This is a genomic window from Cellulomonas olei (assembly GCF_039548315.1).
Lineage (GTDB): Bacteria > Actinomycetota > Actinomycetes > Actinomycetales > Cellulomonadaceae > Cellulomonas.
The window spans coordinates 24217-45535 of the sequence record NZ_JBCLVN010000007.1; the positions used below are offsets into that span (position 1 = coordinate 24217).

15 protein-coding genes are annotated in these 21319 nt (G+C 74.2%); 3 read left to right on the forward strand and 12 right to left on the reverse strand.

The features are described 5' to 3' along the window. The first annotated feature begins 92 nt into the window (after positions 1-92). A complete protein-coding gene (locus tag AAHH18_RS03795) occupies positions 93-701 on the forward strand; it encodes a dihydrofolate reductase family protein (protein ID WP_343300634.1) in 609 nt (202 codons plus the stop codon). Between the two features lie 117 nt (positions 702-818). Here AAHH18_RS03795 and AAHH18_RS03800 read toward each other — a convergent pair whose 3' ends face one another. From AAHH18_RS03800 to AAHH18_RS03815, 4 genes are all read right to left on the reverse strand, one after another. Beyond that, positions 819-1592, reverse strand: coding sequence for a DUF1206 domain-containing protein (locus tag AAHH18_RS03800; RefSeq protein ID WP_283318691.1), 774 nt, complete (start codon positions 1590-1592; stop codon positions 819-821). Positions 1593-2139: 547 nt separating this feature from the next. Then, a complete protein-coding gene (nrdG, locus tag AAHH18_RS03805) occupies positions 2140-2757 on the reverse strand; it encodes an anaerobic ribonucleoside-triphosphate reductase activating protein (RefSeq protein WP_343300635.1) in 618 nt (205 codons plus the stop codon). Then, positions 2757-4991 (reverse strand): anaerobic ribonucleoside-triphosphate reductase, encoded by a 2235-nt coding sequence (nrdD, locus tag AAHH18_RS03810; protein WP_283318693.1) that lies wholly within the window; start codon positions 4989-4991, stop codon positions 2757-2759. Before nrdD ends, nrdG begins: the two co-directional genes overlap by 1 nt. Before the next feature lie 182 nt (positions 4992-5173). Further along, positions 5174-5662 (reverse strand): hypothetical protein, encoded by a 489-nt coding sequence (locus tag AAHH18_RS03815; protein ID WP_283318694.1) that lies wholly within the window; start codon positions 5660-5662, stop codon positions 5174-5176. A 342-nt stretch (positions 5663-6004) separates the two neighbouring features. Between AAHH18_RS03815 and AAHH18_RS03820 the strand changes: the two genes are divergently transcribed. Both AAHH18_RS03820 and AAHH18_RS03825 read left to right on the forward strand, forming a co-directional pair. Then, entirely contained in the window at positions 6005-6973 is a 969-nt protein-coding gene (locus AAHH18_RS03820) for a glycosyltransferase family 2 protein (RefSeq protein WP_343300636.1), read from the forward strand. 41 nt (positions 6974-7014) lie between these two features. Beyond that, positions 7015-8004: an SDR family oxidoreductase gene (locus tag AAHH18_RS03825; RefSeq protein WP_343300637.1), complete on the forward strand. Its 990-nt coding sequence runs from the start codon at positions 7015-7017 to the stop codon at positions 8002-8004. Positions 8005-8032: 28 nt separating this feature from the next. Here AAHH18_RS03825 and mgtE read toward each other — a convergent pair whose 3' ends face one another. The 8 genes from mgtE to AAHH18_RS03865 form a co-directional block, all read right to left on the reverse strand. Beyond that, positions 8033-9400 (reverse strand): magnesium transporter, encoded by a 1368-nt coding sequence (gene mgtE, locus AAHH18_RS03830; protein WP_283318697.1) that lies wholly within the window; start codon positions 9398-9400, stop codon positions 8033-8035. 399 nt (positions 9401-9799) lie between these two features. Further along, on the reverse strand, positions 9800-12817 hold the full coding sequence (locus tag AAHH18_RS03835) for a LamG-like jellyroll fold domain-containing protein (protein ID WP_343300638.1): 3018 nt from the start codon (positions 12815-12817) through the stop codon (positions 9800-9802). A 301-nt stretch (positions 12818-13118) separates the two neighbouring features. Then, the gene (locus AAHH18_RS03840) at positions 13119-15062 is read right to left on the reverse strand and encodes a glycoside hydrolase family 127 protein (RefSeq protein ID WP_343300639.1); all 1944 of its coding nucleotides are present in this window, start codon (positions 15060-15062) and stop codon (positions 13119-13121) included. A gap of 1 nt (position 15063) precedes the next feature. Further along, positions 15064-15885, reverse strand: coding sequence for a carbohydrate ABC transporter permease (locus AAHH18_RS03845; protein WP_343300640.1), 822 nt, complete (start codon positions 15883-15885; stop codon positions 15064-15066). Further along, entirely contained in the window at positions 15885-16871 is a 987-nt protein-coding gene (locus AAHH18_RS03850) for a carbohydrate ABC transporter permease (RefSeq protein ID WP_343300641.1), read from the reverse strand. Before AAHH18_RS03850 ends, AAHH18_RS03845 begins: the two co-directional genes overlap by 1 nt. Before the next feature lie 55 nt (positions 16872-16926). Further along, positions 16927-18186, reverse strand: a complete 1260-nt coding sequence (locus tag AAHH18_RS03855; protein ID WP_343300642.1) for a sugar ABC transporter substrate-binding protein — start codon at positions 18184-18186, stop codon at positions 16927-16929. Positions 18187-18346: 160 nt separating this feature from the next. Next, positions 18347-19369 (reverse strand): LacI family DNA-binding transcriptional regulator, encoded by a 1023-nt coding sequence (locus AAHH18_RS03860; protein ID WP_343300643.1) that lies wholly within the window; start codon positions 19367-19369, stop codon positions 18347-18349. 243 nt (positions 19370-19612) lie between these two features. Next, positions 19613-21310: a glycoside hydrolase family 13 protein gene (locus AAHH18_RS03865; protein WP_343300644.1), complete on the reverse strand. Its 1698-nt coding sequence runs from the start codon at positions 21308-21310 to the stop codon at positions 19613-19615. Positions 21311-21319 lie beyond the last annotated feature (9 nt).

Sequence of the window (21319 nt, forward strand, 5' to 3'; positions counted from 1 at the left end):
ACCCGACTCTAGGGGCGACGCAGGACACCTGGATGTGCTGTGCTGGCCCCCTGACCCGCGACGACGCGGGACCCACCCCGGGGGAGGTCGGCATGGCCACGCTCGTGCACGCCGCGATCACGTCGCTCGACGGCTACGTCGCCGACCGGGACGGCCGGTTCGACTGGAGCGCCCCCGACGAGGAGGTGCACCTGGCGGTGAACGCCCTGCACCGCGGCGTCGGCACGCTGCTGTACGGGAGGCGCGTCTACGACGTGATGACCGCCTGGGAGGACATGGAGACCGCGGACGAGCCCCCGGCCGTGCAGGAGTTCGCGGACCTGTGGCGCGCGGCGCACAAGGTCGTGTACTCCCGGACGCTCACCGAGCCGCGCAGCGCCCGCACGCAGATCGAGCGGGACTTCGACGCGGAGGCCGTCCGGCGGTTGCTGCGGTCGTCCCCGCACGACGTGCTGATCGGCGGGGCCGACCTCACCGGGCAGGCGCTGCGCGCGGGCCTCGTGGGCGAGCTGCACCTGTTCGTGACGCCGGTGCTCGTCGGGGGCGGGACGCGGGCGCTGCCGCACGACGTCCGGCTGGACCTGGAGCTCGTGGACGTGCGGCGGTTCGCCGGCGGGGTCGTCCACCTGCACCACCGGGTGCGGGACGGCGGCCCCGCGACGGGCTCGGGCGGCGGGGCGGGAGCGACGTCCGCCCGCTGACGCGGGGTCGCTGCGGAGACCACTGGGGCGCGGGCACCTCGACGTCGGGCCGGCGCGGGCCGTGCTCCGCCGGCGGGGCGGGCGCGGGGGCGGGCGCGGGCCCGCGCGGGCGCCGGGTCAGACGCGCGCGTACCGGGCGCGTCCGAACGCGTACACCCCGTAGGCGGCGAACCCGATCGCGACCAGCGTCAGCAGCACCGCACCGAACGGCAGGCTCGCGAGCGCGTGCAGCGCGGCGTCGAGGCCCTGCGCCTTCTCCGGGTCGGCCTGCACCGCGGCGACCACCAGCAGCACCCCGACGGCCGCGAGCGCGGCACCCTTGCCGACGTAGCCGGCGCGACCGGCCCGCACGACCCACGGCGGCGGGCTGCCGGCCAGGTCCTCGAGGAACCTCTCGCGCCAGCCCTTGACCACGTGGTAGCCGGCGACACCGACCACCCCGAGGCCCACGGCCCCGACGAGAGCGCGGCCCGCACCGCTGCCCAGCAGCCCGGCCGTCGCGCCCTGCGACCCGCCGCCCGACCCCCCGCCGGCCAGCACCGACACGGTCGAGGCGGCGAGCACCCCGTAGGTCACGGCCTTCGCGGCGGCCTTCGCCCGGTCGGAGGGCTCACCCCACGCGATCGCCTCGGTGGCCTGCCACAGCGCCAGCAGCACGAACCCCACGAGCAGCACCCAGAGCAGCGCCGTACCGGCACCGTTCCCCGCGAGCTGCGCGAGGGCGCCCTGCTGGTCGGCCTGCTCACCGCCGGACGTCCACGCGAGCTGCACCGTCACCCACGCGAGCAGCAGGTGGAGCACGCCGCTGGCCGCGTACCCGAGGCGGGCCCCCGTCTCGAGGGCGGGGTGGTCGCCGGCGCGCGAGGCGGCGGACTGCACGTTCCCGGTCATGGAGCGAGGGTGGCACCCGACGCCACCCGCCGCACCCGCACCACCCCCGCACCCGCACCCGCCCGCACCCGCACCGCCCCCCGCGCCTCGCCCACTCCTGCACCCGGCCCCCTCCCTCCGTTCGGAGGCTCCGACGGGCGTCGGAGGTACGCGCGCGGCATCGGAGGTGTCCGCGGACCACCACGAGAGCACGCGCCGCCCTCCGAGCACCGTGGGAGCCTCCGACGGGACCGTCATCGGCGGTGGGGACGACGCGCGTCCAGCACGCTCCTCGCCCGGGCGGGCACCCGGCGCCGGCGCGTTCGGAGGCTCCGACAGGTGTCGGAGGTACACGCGCGGCATCGGAGGTGTCCGCGGACCACCACGAGTGCGCGCCGACACCTCCGGTTCCCGTGGGAGCCTCCGACGGGGCCAAGGGACGGTGAGGCGGGGACGGTCGGACCGGGGGACGGTCGGACCGGGGGGCGGTCGGGGCGGGGGGACAGTGAGGCCGGGCGGACCGTGAGGCAGGCGGCGGTCGGGCGGGTTGATGTGTGGGGCGGGCGGGTCAGATCAGGGGGCGGCGGTCGAGCTGCTCCGCCTCGTCCGACGTCCGCAGGGTGCCGTGCCACAGGACCGCGCGGCCGGCGGCGAGGGACGCCGGCACGTCGAGCACGCGCTGGTTCGCCGAGCCCCGGAACGCCAGGGTGAGGTCCCGCTGGGCGAGCTCGAACCGGCCGTCCACCAGGACGTCCAGCGCGCCCAGCAGCTCCGCCTTGTCGTCCTGGCCCGCGGCCGTCTCCGCCAGCAGCTCCTCGAAGGTGTAGCCCGTCCAGCACCACACGTCCTTGGCACGCCCGTGCTCGGCGCGCAGCCGGCGCACGACGCGCAGGCACACGCCGGTGTTGAGGAACGGCTCCCCGCCGAGCAGCGACAGCCCCTGGACGGCCTCGTGCGCGAGGTCGGCGGCGATGCGGTCGGCGAGCGCGGAGTCGAACGGCGTGCCGTACCGGAACGACCAGGCGGCCTCGTTGAAGCAGCCGGCGCAGGCGAACGGGCAGCCCGAGACGTACAGGCTGCACCGCACGCCCTCGCCGTCGACCATGACGAACGGCTTGTAGTCCGCGACGTGGTCCTGGCTGAGCGCCCCCGCACGCCACTGCCCGGGGCGCGGGTCCCGCGCCATCAGCCCGCGTCGGCGGCGGGCGGCATCGACCCCGTGCTGCCCGCCAGGTGCTTGACCCGCGAGGAGATCTCCACGTGCCGCCCGTGCACCATCGGCCGCTGCTGCGGGTTGCCGAGGTAGCCGCAGGTCCGCTTCACGACGTCGCACGTGCGGGGGTCGGCGTTGCCGCAGCCGGGGCAGGCGAACCCGCGCTCGGTGGGCGTGAAGTCGCCGGAGAACCCGCACTCCAGGCACCGGTCGATCGGGGTGTTGGTGCCGAGGTAGCCGACCCGGTCGTACGCGTAGTCCCACACGGCCTCGAGCGCCTTCGGGTTCTGCTGCAGCACGGGGTACTCGCAGTAGTGGATGAACCCGCCGGACGCGTACTGCGGGTAGTCCTGCTCGAAGTCGAGCTTCTCGAACGGCGTGGGCGCCTTGCGGACGTCGTAGTGGAACGAGTTCGTGTAGTAGTCCTTGTCGGTGATGTCCGGCACGGACCCGAACTTCTTCTTGTCGAGCCGGCAGAACCGGTCGGTGAGCGACTCGGACGGCGTGGAGTACACCGAGAACTGGTAGCCGTGCCGGGCGGTCCACTGCTTCGCGCGGGTGCTGAGGGTCCGCAGCACGCGGAGCGTGAACTCCTTGGCCTCCGGGTCGGACTCCCAGGCGCCGCCGTAGAACGCGGCGGCCGCCTCGTACAGGCCGATGTACCCGAGCGAGACGGTGGCCCGCCCGCCGCGGAACAGGGCGTCGACGTCGTCGTCCGGCGCGAGCCGCTGCCCGAACGCGCCGTGCACGTAGAGGATCGGCGCGTTGGCCGGCACGGCCTCCTTGCAGCGCTCGACGCGGTACAGCATCGCGTCGTGGACGATCTCGAGCCGCTCCTCGAGCAGCGCCCAGAACGCGTCCTGGTCGCCGCGGGTCTCGAGCGCGATGCGGGGGATGTTGAGCGTGACGACGCCGAGGTTCATCCGGCCCTCGACGACGTCGTTCCCGTCCTCGTCGCTCCAGCCCTGCAGGAACGACCGGCAGCCCATCGGGACCTTGAACGAGCCGGTGATCTCGACGATCTTGTCGTAGCTGAGGATGTCGGGGTACATGCGCTTGGTGGCGCACTCCACGGCGAGCTGCTTGATGTCGTAGTTCGGGTCCTCGGCGCCCAGGTTCACACCGCGGCGCAGCGTGAAGATGAGCTTCGGGAAGATCGCGGTGCGCCGCTCCTTGCCCAGCCCGAGGATGCGGATCTGCAGGATGGCGCGCTGGATCTCCCGCTCGAACCAGCCGGTGCCGAGCCCGAAGCCGACGGACGTGAACGGCGTCTGCCCGTTGGACGTGAAGAGGGTGTTGATCTCGTACTCGAGGCTCTGCATCGCGTCGTAGATGTCCTTGCGGGTCTTCTCCTCCGCGTAGGCGCGGCGCCGCTCGGGCTCGGAGACCCACTGCTCGGCGTCGGCCAGGTGCTTGGCGAAGTTCCGCTCGGCGTACGGGGCCAGCAGCTCGTCGATGCGGTTGACCGAGCAGCCGCCGTACTGGCTGGACGACACGTTGGCGATGATCTGGGAGATCTGCGCGGTCGCGGTCTGGATGGAGCGCGGCGGGTCGACCTGCGCGTTCCCGATCCGGAAGCCCTGGGACAGCATCGTCCGGAAGTCGATGAGGCAGCAGTTCGTCATCGGGGCGTACGGGTGGTAGTCGAGGTCGTGGTAGTGGATGTCGCCCTTGGCGTGCGCGTTCGCGACGTGCGGCGGGAGCATCCGCAGGCCGATGGCCTTGCCCACGGCGCCGGCGGTGAGGTCGCGCTGCGTGTTGAAGACGTCGGCGTCCTTGTTGGCGTTCTCGTGGACGACCGTGGAGTCCTTGCCGACGAGCTGGCCGATGGAGTGGTTGACGTCGAGCGCCCGGGAGCGCGCCAGGTCCCGCTGCACGCGGTAGTCGATGTAGACCCGGGCCACGTCGTACTGGTGCGACTCCAGCAGGGTGTGCTCGACGACGTTCTGGATCTCGTAGATCTTCACCTCGCCGTCGAACCGGGCGGTGAGCTCGCCGACGACCTGCTCGGTGATGTCGTCGAGCACCAGCTCGTGGAGCGCCCCGAGCTCGCCGTGCACCTCGACGAACGCCTTCGCGACGGCGGCGCGGATGCGCGACGGGTCGAACGGGAGGGCCCGGCCGTCGCGCTTGCGGACGGTGAGCGCGGCTTCCTGGAGGGTGAGCTCCACCGGTCGTCCGGCCCCGTCCAGCTCGATCGTCGTCATCGTCGCCGCTCCCCTCCACACCCCTCTGCCGCACTACATCTAGTGCGAACTACAGCGGTGTCACACTAGATCTGGTGGTGCCGGCCGCCTGGGCCGAAGGTCCCGGCGAGCCCCGACGGCCCTGGTCGCGAGCGGGCAGATCCACCCGCGACCGCGGGGCGCACCGGCGTGTCGCGGTGCGCTCAGCGCAGCGGCGTCCCCGGGCGCCGGATGCCGGGGCGGAGCCGCGTCGCGGGTACGGCGCGCGCCTGCGCCGCGAGCCGGTCCCGCAGCCGGGCGTTCTCCTCCTCGAGCCGGGTGACCGAGGCCTGGAGCGCCGCGGCCCGCCGCTCGGCCCGCACGAGCCGGGCCCGCAGCGCACGGCACCGGTCGTCCTCGGGGTCCTGCGGCACGGTGGCCTGCAGCGCGCGGATCCTGGTCGCGAACTCCCGGTGCTGGCGCAGGTACGCGACCGAGCAGTGCGCGGCGGTCGCGAGCGACAGGAAGTCGAAGGGGCCGCCCTGCTGCTCGGCGAGCGTCAGGGCGTGCTCGACGTGGTCGCGCACCAGCTCCGCACGCCGGCGCGCCTGCTCGATCACGTCGTCCTGCTCGTCGCCGGTCCGCGGGGACCCGTCGTGCGCGGGTGCGTCCCGCGGGACCCCGGCGCGCGGGGTCGGCTCGTCCAGAAGCACGACCCCCACCATGCTCCGGCGGGCGGGTCCCGGTCGAACCCCCGTCCCGCCCGCGGGGGCCCGGTCACCCGGGCGGGGGCGTCGCTGGCACGCCCCGCGCCCGCCCGCGCGGGACGTACGGCCCGACCTCGGCGTCGCGCTCGCCACTGCCCGGCGCCGCCCGTCCCGCCGGTGCCGCGCCGCGCGGGGCGTCCGGATCACGGACCGCGGGGTCTCGGCGGGCGGAACCCGGCCCGACCACCTAGCATCCTGGGCAAACCACCGCATAACGGACTCGGATCGGAGCAGCGGGCGAGCGGCGGCCGCGGTGGCACCCCCAGCGACGGATCGAGAGGTCCCGCCATGCCCCGAGCCCGCACCCGCACCCGCACCGCACCCGCCCCCCAGGTCTCCGTCGGCGTCCCCGTCTACAACGGCGCGCTCTACCTCGACCAGGCGCTCGCCGCCCTGCGCGACCAGGACCTCCGCGACATCGAGGTGGTCGTCGCCGACAACGGCTCCACGGACGACACCCCGCACATCGCCCGGGAGTACGCCGCCTCCGACCCGCGGTTCCGCTACGTCCGGTCCCCCCGGAACCTCGGCGTGGCCCGGAACTTCAACCGCACGCTCGCGCTCGCCCGCGCGCCGCTGTTCATGTGGCACGCCGCGGACGACGTCGCCGCGCCGGGCCACCTCGCGGCCTGCCACGCGGCGCTCGCCGCGCAACCGCGGGCCGACATCGCGTTCCCCCGCGTGACGCTCGTCGACGCCGAGGGCGAGGTGGTCGGCCACATGGACGACGAGGACCTGACGTTCGCCGGCCTGACGCCCGCCGCCCGCGTCGACCTGCTGCTGCGGCGCTCCGTGTACCAGTCGATCGCCTGGGGCGGCGTGCACCGCACGGACGCCCTGCGCGCCCTGGGCGGGCACCCGCTGTTCTTCGGCGGGGACATCGTGCTGGCCATGCGCTCCGCGCTGCGGGGCGAGTGGGCCGTCGTCCCCGAGCGGCTGTTCGCCTGCCGCCGGCACGTGCACCAGAACAGCAAGGCCGTCGGGGCGGACCCCCTCGTCCAGGTGCGCAGCTACGACCCCGGGTTCAGCCGGCCCGTCGCGTTCCCGCAGTGGTACCTGACCGGCCGGATGCTCACCGAGGCGGCGGCGGCCCCCCTGCCGCCCGCCGAGCGCGCCCGGGCGGTGGCCGCGGTCGTCCGCCGGTGGGGCGTGCCGGAGTGGCGGATGCTGCCCTACGACGTGAAGCGCAACCTCATCCGGCTGCGCTCGGGCACGTACCGCGGCGCGTACTCGTCCTCGTCCGGGTACTGGGTGTAGCCCCCGCTGCGCACCACCCGCCCGCGGCGCTACCGTGCGGCATGGCCCTTCGCGTCCTCGTCATCGGCGGCACCGGCATCATCAGCTCCGCCGTCACCCGCCTCGCCGTCGAGCGCGGTCTCGACGTCACCGTCCTGCACCGCGGCTCCGCGTCCGCCCGCCCCCTGCCCGAGGGCGTCGAGGCGGTCCACGGCGACATCCGCGACCCCGCGTCCGTGCGCGACGCGCTCGGCGACCGCGAGTTCGACGCCGTCGTCGACTGGGTCGCGTTCACGCCCCAGCACGTCACCACCGACGTCGAGCTCTTCACCGGCCGCACCGGGCAGTACGTGTTCATCAGCTCGGCCTCCGCCTACCAGACGCCGCCGGAGCGGCTGCCCGTCACGGAGTCCACGCCGCTGCGCAACCCGTTCTGGCAGTACTCGCGCGACAAGATCGCGTGCGAGGACCTGCTCCAGCGCGCGTACCGCGACTCCGGGTTCCCCGTCACGGTCGTGCGCCCCTCCCACACGTACGACCGCACGTCCGTGCCGCTGGACGGCGGCTGGACCGCGGTGGAGCGGATGCGCCAGGGCAAGGAGGTCGTCGTGCACGGCGACGGGACCTCGCTGTGGACGCTCACCCACCACGAGGACTTCGCGCGCGGGTTCGTCCCGCTGCTCGGGCACCCCCGGGCGCTCGGGGACGCGTTCCACATCACGTCGGACGACGTGCTCACCTGGAACCAGGTGGTGCGCGCGCTCGCCGCGGCAGCCGGCGTGGAGCCCCGCATCGTCCACGTGCCCTCCGACGCCATCGCGGCGGCCGACCCGGACTGGGGCGCCGGCCTGCTGGGGGACAAGGCGCACTCGATGGTGTTCGACACCGGCAAGCTGCGCGCCCTCGTGCCGGACTTCCGGACGACGGTGACGTTCGAGGAGGGCGCGCGCCAGATCGTGGCCTGGCACGACGCCGACCCCGCACGGCGCCGGGTGGACGCGCGGCTCGACGCGGTCATGGACGACCTGGTGGCGCGGTTCCGCGTGCGCTGAGGGCCGACCCCGCGCGCCCGCGACCCCGTCAGATCCCCAGCACCGCCCGGGCGACGAGGAAGTACACGACCAGCCCGCTCGCGTCGACGAACGTGGTGATGAACGGGTTCGAGAACACCGCCGGGTCCACCCGGATCATCCGGCCGACGAGCGGCATGACCCCGCCCACGGACGCCGCCATCGTGCACACCGCCAGCAGCGTCAGCCCGATCACGCCCCCGATGCGCAGGTCGAACGCCAGCGACGCCGCGGCGAACCCCACCGACCCGAGCAGCAGGCCGAGGACGAACCCCACCCGCACCTCCCGGGCGAGGACCCGGGTGAGGTCGCGGGGGCGCACGTCGCCGAGGGCGAGCGCGCGCGTGACGGTCGTCGCCGCCTGGTTGCCGGTGTTGCCGCCGGTGCCGATCAGGAGCGGGATGAACAGCGAGAGGACCACCATCCGGTCCAGGGTCGCCTCGAACGCGCCGAGCACCTGGACGGTGAGCGTCGCCCCGACGGCCAGCACGAGCAGCCACACCACCCGCGAGCGCACGATCGACCGGACGGGGGTCGACAGGTACGGGCGCCGCAGCGGCTCGGCGCCGCCGATGCGCGCCTGGTCCTCCGACTCCTCGACCTCGAGCACCGCGAGCGCGTCGTCCACGGTGAGGATGCCGACCAGCCGGTCCTCGGCGTCCACGACCGGCAGGGCCAGCAGCGCGAGGTCGGCGCACCGGCGCGCGGCGACCTCCGCCTCCTCGTTCGCCTGCGCCGAGTGGGGCTCGTGCATGAGCGTGCCGATCGCCGCGTCCGGCTCGGCACCGAGCAGGTCGCGCAGGCTGACGATCCCCACCAGCCGGCGCTGCTCGTCGGTCACCGGCAGCGTGTAGACGGTCTCGGCGTCCCCGAGGCGCAGGCGGACCCGGTCCATCGTCTGGTCGACGGTGACCCACGGGTGCGTGACGACGTACTCCGGGCTCATCCGCCGGCCGATCGACTCCGCCGGGTAGCCGAGCACGGCCGCCGTGAGGGCGCGCTCCCGCGGCGGCAGCCCGTGCAGCAGGCGGGTCGCGACGGTCGCGGGCAGCTCGTCGAGCAGCGCCACCCGGTCGTCCGGGTCGAGCTGCTCGAACACCGCGGCGACGTCCTCGTCCTGGAGCGCCCCCACGAGGTCGCCCTGGAGCGTGGCGTCCAGCCCCTCGAAGACGTCCAGGGCGGTGGTCTTGGGCAGCAGCCGGAAGACCAGCGCACGGTCGGTGGCGTCCAGCCGTTCCAGCACGGCGACGGCCTGCGGGCCGGTCAGCGTCCCGACGGCGGTGGCGACGGCCGTCAGGTCCGCGAGGTTCTTGTCGTCCAGCAGCCGCTGCACGACGGCGGACACCTGGTCCGGGCTGATGAGGGTGGCGTTCTCCATGGGGCACCTCGGGTTCGGCGACGTCGCCCACCGCGGGCACGGCGACGTCAGGGAGGGCCGGCTCGGGCCGGCGGGGGTCGGTCGACGCAGGCCGCGCGGACGTCGCGACCCGGCCGGGCCCGACCCTCCGGGGTCACCGGACGGGTGCGAGGGCGCTGCCGGTCACGAGGGATCCGCGCGGCGCCGAACTCGGGACGTCGTCCATGCGGCACCATCCCTTCGCGCTCGAGCAGACCGTGGCGCGGGGCGTCGGGGACGACGCGGCTCGCGCACCGTGGCGGAACCTACGCCTCCGACCCCGGTCGGGGCAACGCCGAGGCGGCCCGGCGCGGCCCGGCACCGACCACGGTGGGCGCGGGGTCGTCCCCGCGCCCACCGTGTCGGGCGGTGCCGGTGCCGTCAGCGCGTGAGCGTGAAGACCACCGTCGTCGCGTTGCCGAGCGAGTCGAGCACGACCAGCGTGTTCTCGCCCTCGACGGCGCCGAACGCCCCCGGGACCACGTGGTTCAGGTCGGACCACGCGTTGTCCGTGAGGTCCTTGACCACGCCGTTGAGCGTGAGCCGGTCGACCTTCGCGGGGTCGTGGAGCTTGTACGAGACCCGCGAGTAGGTCCCGTCGGCGCCGACCGTGAAGCTCTCCCCGTCCTTGACGGTGACCTGCGGGCCCGTGGTGTCGAGGACGAACGTGACGGTGGTCGTGTTGCCGGCGACGTCCCGCACCACCAGCGTGTTGCGGCCCTCCACCGCCCCGAACACCCCGGGCACCACGCCGTTGAGGTCGGACCACACGTCGTCCGTGAGGTCCTTCTCGACGCCGTTGAGGGTGAGCCGGTCGACCTTGCCCTCGTCGTGGAGCTTGAACGAGACCTTCGCGTAGCGGCCGTCGGCGCCGCGCGTGAGCTGCTCGCCCTCCTTGACGGTGACCTGCGGCGCCGTGGTGTCGGGGGCCTGCGCCGGGGTCAGCGTCCAGAACCGGTCCGGCGTCTGCTCGTCGGTCGCCGTGGTGGTGCCCGACGACGTCGTGCCGGCGGTCACCCGGCCGGTGCGGCCGTTGCCCGACGAGTCCACGACCCGCGCGAGGTCCGTGGTCTCGTCGAACGCGTAGCTCACGACGTCACCCGCGGCGGGCTGCCCCGACGCCAGCTCCGCGACCTCCGCAGCGCTCAGGGCGCGCCCGTAGACGGCGAAGTCGTCGATCGCGCCGTCGAGGGGCGGGTCGCTGCTGTACTGCGACTTGCCCAGGTAGTTCCGGTTCGTCAGGCCGAGGTCCGCCGGGGACGTCGTGATGGTGCCCGTCGCGACCGGCCGGCCGTCGAGGTACATCGTGCCGGTGGTGCCCTCGACCACGACCGTGACCAGCGACCACTGCCCGAGCGGCAGGTGCTGGCCGTTGTAGCTGAGGCGCTGCTCGCCGCCCGCGCCGCCGGCGGTGATGGCGAACCGGGGCCCGCTGCCGGCGTTGACGGTGAGGAACATGTTCGCGGACTGGCCCCGGCCGAAGTCGAACACCCGGGTCCAGGTGGTGACGGCGGCCGGCTTCACCCACGTCGAGACCGACCAGTCGCCGTCCAGGCCGCTCACGACGCCGTCCGGCAGCTGCACGTACGAGTCGCTGCGGCAGAAGTCGATCGCCGTCCCGATCCGCCCCGGCTGGCGCGGGCCGTCCGCGCGGCACCCGGAGGTGGGCGACCCGTCGGTCCACTGCACGACCGCGGCGCCGGGCTCGGTGCTGGTGTCCGTGACGGCGAGCGTCAGCCCGGTGCCCGCGTTGGCCAGCCGCACCCGGCCGTGGCCGTCCGGGACCGCCTGCCAGAGCTGGTCCTCGGCCCCGGTGTCCTCGCGGGCGACCGCGGCCGCACCGTTGCTGCGGGCCGCGTCCGCGACCCCGAGGGCGAGCCCGCTCGCCGTGTTGACGACGCGGTACAGGCCGCGGCCCGCGTCGACCAGCTCCCAGGTCTGGGTCGGGTCGCCGTCCGCGGCGGCCTGCACGGCCGGGGTGCCGGCGGGCGTCGCCTCGTCCGCCACGTCGAGCGCCAGCCCGCTGTTGCCGTTCGTGATCGTGTAGCGGCCCGCGAGGCTCTCGGCCTCCCCGGCGGCCTGCACCACCACGCGGTAGCCGTAGGCCGGGTTCATGACGACGGGCACCGTGATCGACCCGTCGTCACCGACCTCGTAGGTGGTGCGCGAGACCGTGATCGGCGCCGGCGTCGCGACGGTGCGGCCGTAGGACGGCGACACCTCCAGCGTCACGTCCACGTCCTCGCCCAGGTCGAGCGCGTCGAGGCCGTTGACGACGACCGACGTCGGGCCGGTGCCGCCACCGGCGATGACGTGCACCTCGTCCTTCCCGGCCGTCACCGCGGCGGCGCCGTCGAGCGGGCTCTCGTTGGACGGCGGCGTGGTGGTGACCATGTCGCCGCTCATCGCCGCGTACCAGGTGTACAGCCAGTAGGCGCCGTTCGGGTCGCCCCCGCGGTGGGTGAGCAGGTCGCCGAGCGTGCCGGACTGGTTCCAGAACGCGAGCTCGGCCCGGTCCACGCCGTGCCGCTCGAGCTTGGCGATGTAGTTCGCCATGACGCCGGGCAGGCCGACCTCCTGGGGGCTGCCGTACTCGGCGATGTCGATGGGCCGCGGGCTGATGCCCAGGTCGGCGAGGATGCCCTCGACGGTCTCGATGTCGCCCTTGATCTTCGAGGGGCGGATGAGCTCGTGCCACTCCAGGACGTCCGGGACGGTGTCGGTCTCGACGGCGAACTCGAGGAACTGCCGCATGTCGGCGATGTTGTCCGAGAAGCTCGGGCCCTGGATCGGCACGTCGGGGGCGATCTCCCGCAGCAGCTCGTAGGTGAACTGCCACAGCTCCTCGAAGGACCCGTTCTGCTCGAGCCACGTCTGGTCGGACTCGTTCCACGGGGCGTAGGCGACGATGTTGGTCGCCCCGGACGCCTCGACGTCGGCGACGATCTGCCGGACGGCGTTCTCCCAGCCGAGGCGGTCGCCCGTGTCCTCCCAGGTGAACCGGTACGGCCAGCCGGGGTAGTAGTCGCACAGCCGGACGACGACGCCGGCGCCGTGCCGGGCGGCCGTCTCCCAGACGTCGAGCGTGTCGCCCGTGGGCTGCTGGGTGCCGCGGGGCGGCATCTGCATGAACGTGTTCGGCTTGATCGGCGCGATGAGGTCGTCCGACGGGACTCCCGCGTCGGCGATCCCGTAGAGCGAGCCGGTCGCGACGTGCGACACGGGCCGGAACGGCTGGTCGGCCTCGACGACGAGCGTCGCCTCCGGCCCGGGCGCGGCGCCGGCGACGGCCGCCGTGGTCAGCACGCCGGTGGCGGCGAGGGCCGCGGCCGCGAGCGCGGCGACGGAGGACTGCCTCCGCCGGGCGCCCCGGGCGCGGCGTGTGGTCGTGTGGGACACGATCGATCTCCTGTCTCGTGACGGCGCCCGCGCCGGAGCAGCGGTGCGGGGCCGGGCGGAACCCGGGGAGCGTCGGTGCGACGACGTCCGTGCCGGGCGACGGTGCCCGGTCGGGTGGTGGTGCGTCGTAGCTCCCGGCCGCGCGCTCGTCCGTGAGCGGGGCCGGGATGAACCGGTTCGATCTCGTGCTCGGCTCGGCCCGGGCGCCCTCGCGGGGCCGGGGCCGACGGGGTCCACCGCACCGGCGAGCCGGTCCGGCGGTGGTGGTGGCCTCCTCTCTCGGGTGGCGGGACGGCGGACGTCAGGGGGTGGCGGCGGGCAGGAAGACGCGCATCGTCGCGGGACCGCGCTCCGCCCACCGGTGGTACGGCGCGAGGCGCACCTCGACGGGTCCGCCCGCGGCGCCGGGCGCCGGGGCCGTCGCGCCGTACGGGAACGGGGCGGGGTCGGCCGGCGCTGGCAGCACCCGCACGCGCGCACCGTCCTCCTCGTCGACCGGCGGGGCGGTCGCGTCCACGCGCACGTCGGCGAGCGCGACGCCGGCGGGCAGGTCCGTGTCCTCCAGGCACAGCACCACCGGGCCGCGCTCCACCGCCACGCAGCCGCGGACGGCGTCGATGCGCGGGTCGGGCCAGGTCCAGCGCGGCGCGACGGGCAGCCGCAGCTCGATCTCCGCGGTGCCGAGCGGCACCTCCGCCCAGCCCGGCTCCACCGGCCGGGACCGCCCGGCGACCCGGAGCTCCGCCCCGGTCGCCCAGGCGGGCACGCGCAGCCGCAGCGTGACGGGCCCGGCGGGCGCGTCCACCGCCCGGACCCGCACGGTGCCGTCGACGGGGTAGCCGGTGCGGACCTCCAGGCGGACGGTGTCCCCGTCGGGCAGGCGCAGGTCGTAGCGGCCCGGGGCGTACTGCAGCAGCGCGACCCCGCGCCCCTCCGCGTCCACGGACGCGGCGTAGGTGTGCCACGACGCGAGCGTGCGGGCGACGTTGGTGGGGCAGCACGACACGTCGAACCAGGGCGCGCGCACGCCGCCCTCGGCCCGCGGGTTCTCGGCGTCCTCGCGCACGTCGGTGCCGGCCACGCGCTGGTGCAGCGGGTTCGCGTAGAAGAACGCCCGCCCGTCGGCGCGCGGCGACGTCGCGACGACGTTGTAGAACGTGCGCTCCATCAGGTCGACGTACCGCACCTCGCCGGTGGCGAGGTACAGCCGCCACGCCACCATCGACGACGCGACGCCCGCGCAGGTCTCGCAGTACGCGCGGTCCGGCGGCAGCTCCCAGTCGTCCCCGAAGCCCTCGTCCTGGTGCCGCGACCCCATGCCGCCCGTGAGGTAGGTGCGCCGGGCGACCGACCGCTCCCACTGGCGGCTCACGGCGGCCAGCAGGTCGTCGTCCGCCGTCTCCGCCGCGACGTCGACCGCCGCCGCCGCCAGGTAGAGCTGCCGCACGGCGTGCCCGCGCCAGACGTCGGACTCGCGCACCGGCACGTCGTCCTGGAAGTACGCGGGCCCGAGCAGCCGGACCGGGCCGAGCAGCCCGCGACCACGGCGCTCCACGAACAGCGCCGCCTGCTCCAGGTACCGGGGCTCGTCGAGCGCGCGGCCCAGCTCCACCAGGCCGAGCTCGACCTCGGGGTGGCCGCAGACGGCCTCCCGCCCGCCGGGACCGAACGTGCGGCACACCTCGTCGGCGGCCCGCCGGGCGACGTCCACCAGCAGGTCCGGGCCGGACGTGCGCAGCCGGGCGACGGCCGCCTGGAGCAGGTGGCCCGTGCAGTACAGCTCGTGGCCCTCCTCCAGGTCGCTGTACCGGGGCGCCTGGCCGGCGTGCCCGAAGGCGGTGTTGAGGTAGCCGTCGTCGTCCTGCGCGCGGGCCACCCGCTCGGTGAGCGCCACGAGCGCCCGCTCGTGCGCCGGGTCGCCGGTGCGGCCGTGCTCCCAGGCGAGCGCCTCCAGCAGCTTGTAGACCTCGGAGTCGGCGAACGGCCAGCCGGCGTGCCGGCCGTCGGGCCCGGCGGTGCGGCCCTGCGCGACGTGGTCGAAGTTCGCGAGCCAGCCGAGGCGCTCCATCCAGCCCTCGCAGTGCGCGAGCGTCGCCGAGCCGTTGACCTGCTGGAGACGGCCCCAGAACCCGCCGTCCAGGGTGACGTCCGCCAGTCCGGCGCCCCGGGAGCGGTGGGCGCCGGCACGCCGGGGGCGCACGGGGGCGGCGCCGGGACCGGCGTGCGTGAGCAGGTGGTCCGTCATGTCAGTCCTTCACCGCCCCGGCGGTGACGCCGGCGGCCACGTAGCGCTGCGCCACCACCAGCAGCACCGACGCGGGGATCGACGCGACGACGGCGGTCGCCATGATCGCGTTCCACTGCGTCGTGTTGTTGCCGATGTAGTGGTAGATGCCGAGCGTGATGGGGATGAGGTCGCCGTTGCGGTTCAGCGTGGACGCGAAGATGAAGTCCGACCACGCCCACAGGAACGCGAACAGCGACACCGTCAGCACCGAGTTCCGGCTCATCGGCAGCACGATCGACCGGAACACCCGCCACACGCCCGCGCCGTCGATGCGCGCCGCCTGGACGAGCTCGCGCGGGATGCCCGACATGAAGGCCGTGAACAGCAGCACCGCGAACGGCACGGCGACGGTCGAGTCGGCGACGATCAGGCCGGGCAGCGTGTTGAGCACGCCGAGGCGCACGTAGATCGCGTAGAACCCCATCGCCATCACGACCGCCGGGATCATCTGGGCGACCAGCAGCACGAAGTTCAGGCCCCGCTGCCCGCGCAGCCGCAGCAGCGCCATCGCGTACCCGGCGGGAGCGGCGATCACCAGGGTGAGGGCGACGCAGCCCAGACCCAGCAGCAGGCTGGTCCCGAGGTTCGGGAGCTGCTGGCGCAGCACCGCCTCGAACCCCTCGAGCGTGGGGTTCACGGGGAAGACGTGCGGCGGGTCGAGCCGCAGGTCCTGCGTCCGGGTCAGGGACACGTTGAGCATCCAGTAGACCGGGAACAGCATGAGGGCGGTGAAGACGACCCCGAGGGCGGTCTTCCACCAGGTGCGGGAGGTGCGGGTCATCACGAGTTCTCCTGCCGGCGCTGCAGCTGCACGTACACCAGGCCGATGGCGAGGGCGACGAGGATGAGGACGTTGCCGACGGCCGCGGCCGGGGAGAACGCGGGCTGGCCGGTGCCGAACGCCTCCCGGTAGGACCAGACCGCGAGGGTCGTGGACGCGTTCGCGGGGCCGCCGGACGTCATCACCCAGATCACGTCGACGACCTTGAGCGTGTAGATGAAGCCGAGCAGCAGCGTGATCGCGGACACCGGCCGCAGCAGCGGGAACGTCACGCGCCAGAACTGCTGCCAGGCGTTCGCGCCGTCCAGCGAGGCGGCCTCGTAGACGTCGCCCGGGATGTTCTGCAGCCCGGAGTACAGGATGACGAGGTTGAACGGGATGCCGAGCCAGATGTTCGCGATCGTCACCGACCAGATGGCCAGGGACGGGTCCGTGAGCCAGTTGATCTGGCCGATGCCGAACGCCCCGAGGACGGAGTTCACGATGCCGTTGTCGCCGTTGAGCATCCACGACCAGGTGGAGGCCGACACGATGAGCGGCAGCAGCCACGGCACGAGGAACAGCCCGCGCAGCACCGCCGACAGCCGGAACGACGTCCGGAAGAACACCGCGAGCGCCAGGCCGATGGCGTACTGGAACAGCAGGGAGACGACCACGAAGATCGCGGTGTTGCGCAGCGCGACCGGGAAGGTCGAGGAGCCGACGACGTCCCGGAAGATGTCGAGGCCCACGAACTCCGCGTCGCCCTGCACGAACGCGCGCACGTTGTAGTCGTGCAGGCTCAGCTCGATGTTGCGGTACAGCGGGAACGCGTAGAACACCACCAGGTAGGCCAGCAGCGGCGCCGCGAACGCCAGCGCGGCCCACTGCGTCGAGCGCAGCCGGCGCCGGCCCGTGCGCCGCGGGTCGTCGCCGCCCGGGGTCCCGGGGGCCCTGCGCGCGGCGCCCGCGTTCCCGACCGGGGTCGAGATCGTGGTCATCGTCATCCCTCGTCTTCGTCGGCTGGGGAGCCGGGGCCCCGGTCGGGGCCCCGGCCCGTGGTCAGGAGGTCGCGGACTCGGCCGCGGCCTGCGCGTCGGACAGGGCCTGCTCCGGCGTCGCGGACCCGGACAGCGCCTCCTGCACGGCGGTCCACAGCTGCTCGGAGATCAGCGGGTAGTCCGTGCCGAGGTCGTCGCTGGTCCGGCCCTTGGCGTCCCGCACCGCGTCGACCCAGGTCTCGAGCTCGGGGTGCTCGCCGAGCAGCGCCTCCTGCCCGGCCTCCGTGGACGGGATGTAGTACGCGAAGGTGTTCGCCGTCTCCACCAGGCCGTCCGTGGTGGTCATGCAGGCGATGATCTGGCTGGTCACGTCGTACCGGGAGGTGTCCTCCTGCACCGGGGCGACGATGAACTCGCCACCCGTCGGGGCGGGGGCACCGCCGCCGTCACGGGCCGGGAGCTGGATGTAGCCGGTCTCGAAGTCGGCCTCCGCGGCGCTGTTCACCTGCCAGGTGCCGTTCTCCCCGAACGCGAACGTGCCGGTGAGGAACTGCTCCCAGGTGGTGTTCTGCGAGTTCGTGATGACCGACTGCTGGGCGTAGCCCTTGTCCAGCCAGTCCGTCCACAGCTGCAACGCCTCGACGGCCTGCGGCGAGTCGAGCTCGCGCAGGTCGGCGCCGGCGCCCCAGAACCACGGCAGGAACTGGAACGAGCCCTCCTCGGTGTTGATCCCGGCGAACGTGATGCCGGTGTAGCCGGCCGCCGCGACCTTCGCGAGCGCGTCGTCGAGCGTCGCCCAGTCGGTGACGGACGCCGGGTCGACGCCCGCCGCGTCGAGGATCTCCTTGTTGTAGTAGAGCGCCAGGGTGTTGGCGCCGATCGGGATGCCGTAGGTCTCGCCGTCCAGCACGCCCGCGGCCAGCAGGTTCTCGTCGAAGTCCGAGGTGTCGAACCCGAGCTCGTCCATCGTCGTGAGCATGCCGGTGTCCGCGAGGGTCGAGACGGCGGGGTTGTCGATGAGGATGATGTCCGGGGACGTCCCCTCCTGGGCGGACAGCAGGGCCTGGTTGGTCAGCGCCGTGGTGTCGTACGGGGTGCGGGCGATGGTGACGCCGGCGTCCTCGCCGCAGGCCTGGACGCGCTGGTCCCAGTCGGAGCCGGCCTGGTGCTGGGGGTACGGGTCCCACCAGGTGTAGGTCTGGTCGCCGCCGGCGCTCGCGTCGTCGGAGCCGCCGCCGGAGCCGGACGAGCAGGCCGTCAGGGCCAGCGACGCGGCGCCGACGAGTCCGAGGACGCGGACGGGCACGGGGATTCGCTTCACTGCATTCCTCCTTGAATCGGTGAACGGTGCGCGCAGGGCGCGGCAGGACCGCCGGGGGTGGTCCGTGAGGGCGTGCGGGATCGCCCGAGCACCGGCGGGGCCGGCTCGGTCGGGTGGGGTGTGCGGGGGTGGGGTGCGGGAGGTCGGGTGCGGGGCGGGGTCAGCCGGGGGTGCGGGGTGGTGCGGTGCTGCCGCGGGAGACGATCTCCGGGGAGATGAACCGCACGACGTGCGGCCCTGCGTGCTCGGGTCGCTCGATGCGCTCGACGAGCGAGCGGACGGCCATCCGGCCGAGCCGGTCGGGGGCGCTGTCGACCGCCGAGTACGGCAGGGAGAACGTCCGGGCGAACTCGTCGGAGTACCGGCCGACCACGGACAGGTCGCGCGGGACCTCGAGCCGCCGGGCGGAGACCACCGTGGGCAGCGCCGCGGCGGCGGCCTCGTTGTTCAGCACGAGCCCGGTGACGCCGGGGTGCGCGTCGAGCAGGGCGTGCAGCTGCTCCCCGATCTCCGGCTGCCGGGAGGCGCCGAAGCAGGTGTGCAGCGTGATGCCGAGCCGGCGGGCCCGCTCGGCGGCGGCGTTCTGCAGCCGCCACACGTACGCGCCGCCGCGCTGCACGACGTGCTCGGGCTGCGACACGAGGGCGATCTCCCGGTGACCGAGCCGGTGGAGGTGGTCCACCATGACGCGCCCGGTCTCCTCGAAGTCGAGGTCGAAGACGTCCACGCCGGTGCAGTCGGCCGGGAGCCCGACGAGCGCACCGGGTTGCGGCGCGCTGCGCAGGATCGGCAGCCGGTCGTCGTGCTCGGCGACGTTGAGCAGGACCACGCCGTCGACCATGCGCGAGTCCGTGATGCGGCGCAGGGCCCCGGTGCCGTCCTCGTCGCTGACCAGGAGGATGTCGTAGCCGTGCTCCCGGGCGGTGTCGGAGACGCCCAGGATGTACTGCAGCATCGCCGGGGCGAACTCGTCCTGGAGGAACTGCGCGAGCAGCGCGATGACCATGGTCTGGGAGGTCGCCAGCGCGCGGGCGCCCGCGTTCGGGGTGTAGTCGAGCTCCCGCACGGCGGCGGCGACACGGTCACGGACCTCGGGCGAGATGGAGCGCTTGCCCGACAGCGCGTACGACGCGGTGCTGCGGGACACGCCCGCGAGCCGCGCCACGTCACCGATTGTGGCCACATCGCCTCCTGGATCCTGCGTCGTCGTGGTCCGTGCTGAGCGTACTCGGCAGCGAACCGGTTCGATCATAGCGTCGACACACCGCGTGATGACAAGGCGCACACGGTCACGAACTGGTCTCGATGACGCGAATCGGTTCGACAGCGGACGTGCGACGACCCGCGCCGGCCGTCCTGCGCCGACGCGGGTCGCCCCGCGGGATCAGCCCACCGCGGTCAGGCCACCGCGGTCAGGCCACCGCGGTCAGCCCCCCGCCCCCCGGAACCACACCGTCGACCGCCCCGGCACGTCCGGGCCGTCGCCGGGCGCGCTCCCGAGCAGCCGCTCGAGGTCGCCGGCCGGCCGGTAGGGCTCGGTGCCGGTGTTCGTCACGACGTGCCAGCCGTTCGGCCGCACGTAGTGCACGACGTCCTCGCGGCCCGTCGCGACCCACTCCAGGCGCTCGGCGGTCTGCAGCGTGCGGCGCAGCGCGAGCGCCCGCCGGTACAGCGTGAGCGTGGACGCCGGGTCGCCGTCCTGCGCGTCCGCGGCGTGCCGGGCGAACCAGGCCGGCTGCGGCAGGTGCGCGCCGGCCGCGCCGAAGCCGAACGACCCGCCCTCCGCCGTCCACGGCAGGGGCACGCGGCAGCCGTCCCGGCCCACCTGCTCGCCGGCGGTCCGGAAGAACGTCGGGTCCTGCCGCTGGTCCGCGGGGATGTCCGCGACCTCGTGCAGGCCGAGCTCCTCCCCCTGGTACAGGTACGTCGACCCGGGCAGGCCGAGCAGGAACAGCGTCGCGGCGCGGGCGAGCCGCAGCCCGAGCTCCCGGTCGAGCTCCTCCTCCGGCCCGCCGCGCAGCAGCCAGTCCGCACCGCGCTCGCGCGGGTCGCGGCTGCCGTCCCCGCGCGGCAGGCCGTACCGGGTGGCGTGCCGCACGACGTCGTGGTTCGACAGCACCCAGGTGCTGGACGAGCCGGAGCGGGACGCGAGCTCCAGGTTCTCGGTGACGACCCGGCGGAACTCCGCGGCGTCCGGCTCGGCGAGCAGCAGGTCGAAGTTGAACGACTGCCCCAGGCTCTCGGGGCGCGCGTAGAGCGGCACGCGGGCGGAGTCGACCCACGCCTCGGCGACGGCCGCGCGCGGCGGGTCGTAGGAGTTGAGCACGGTGCGCCACTCGGCGTAGACCTCGTGCACGTCGTCCCGGTCGTGCAGCGGGTGGTTCCCGTCCCGGGGCAGCGCCTTCAGCTCGGCCGCCGACGGCAGGGGCTCGCTCAGGTCCTTGGTGAGCATGTGCGCGACGTCGATCCGGAACCCGTCGACCCCGCGGTCCGACCAGAACCGCAGCGTGGTGAGGAAGTCGTCCCGCACCTCCCGGTGGTCCCAGTTGAGGTCGGGCTGCTCGGCGGCGAAGTTGTGCAGGTACCACTGGCCGTCCGCGACCCGCGTCCACGCCGGCCCGCCGAACGTCGACTCCCAGTCCGTGGGCGGCAGCGAGCCGTCCGGCCCGGTGCCCTCGCGGAAGATGTACCGCTCCCGCGCCGCCGACCCGCGCCCGGCCGCGAGCGCCTCCTGGAACCACGGGTGCTGGTCGGAGGTGTGGTTCGGGACGATGTCCACGACCACCTTGATCCCCCGGGTGTGCAGGGCGGTGATGAGCGCGTCGACGTCCTCCAGGGTGCCGAGCCGCGGGTCGACGTCGCGGTAGTCCGCCACGTCGTAGCCGCCGTCGGCGAGCGCGGACGGGTAGAACGGGCTGAGCCACACCGCGTCGACGCCGAGCTCCGCGAGGTAGTCCGCGCGGGAGACGATGCCGGCGATGTCGCCCAGGCCGTCCCCGTCGGCGTCCGCGAAGCTGCGCGGGTAGACCTGGTAGACGACCGCCTGGCGCCACCACGGCGGCACCACGGCGTGGTCGTCGGGCACGAGGTCGGGCTCGGTGGCGGTGGGGTGCGGTGCGGTCATGCTGGCGGC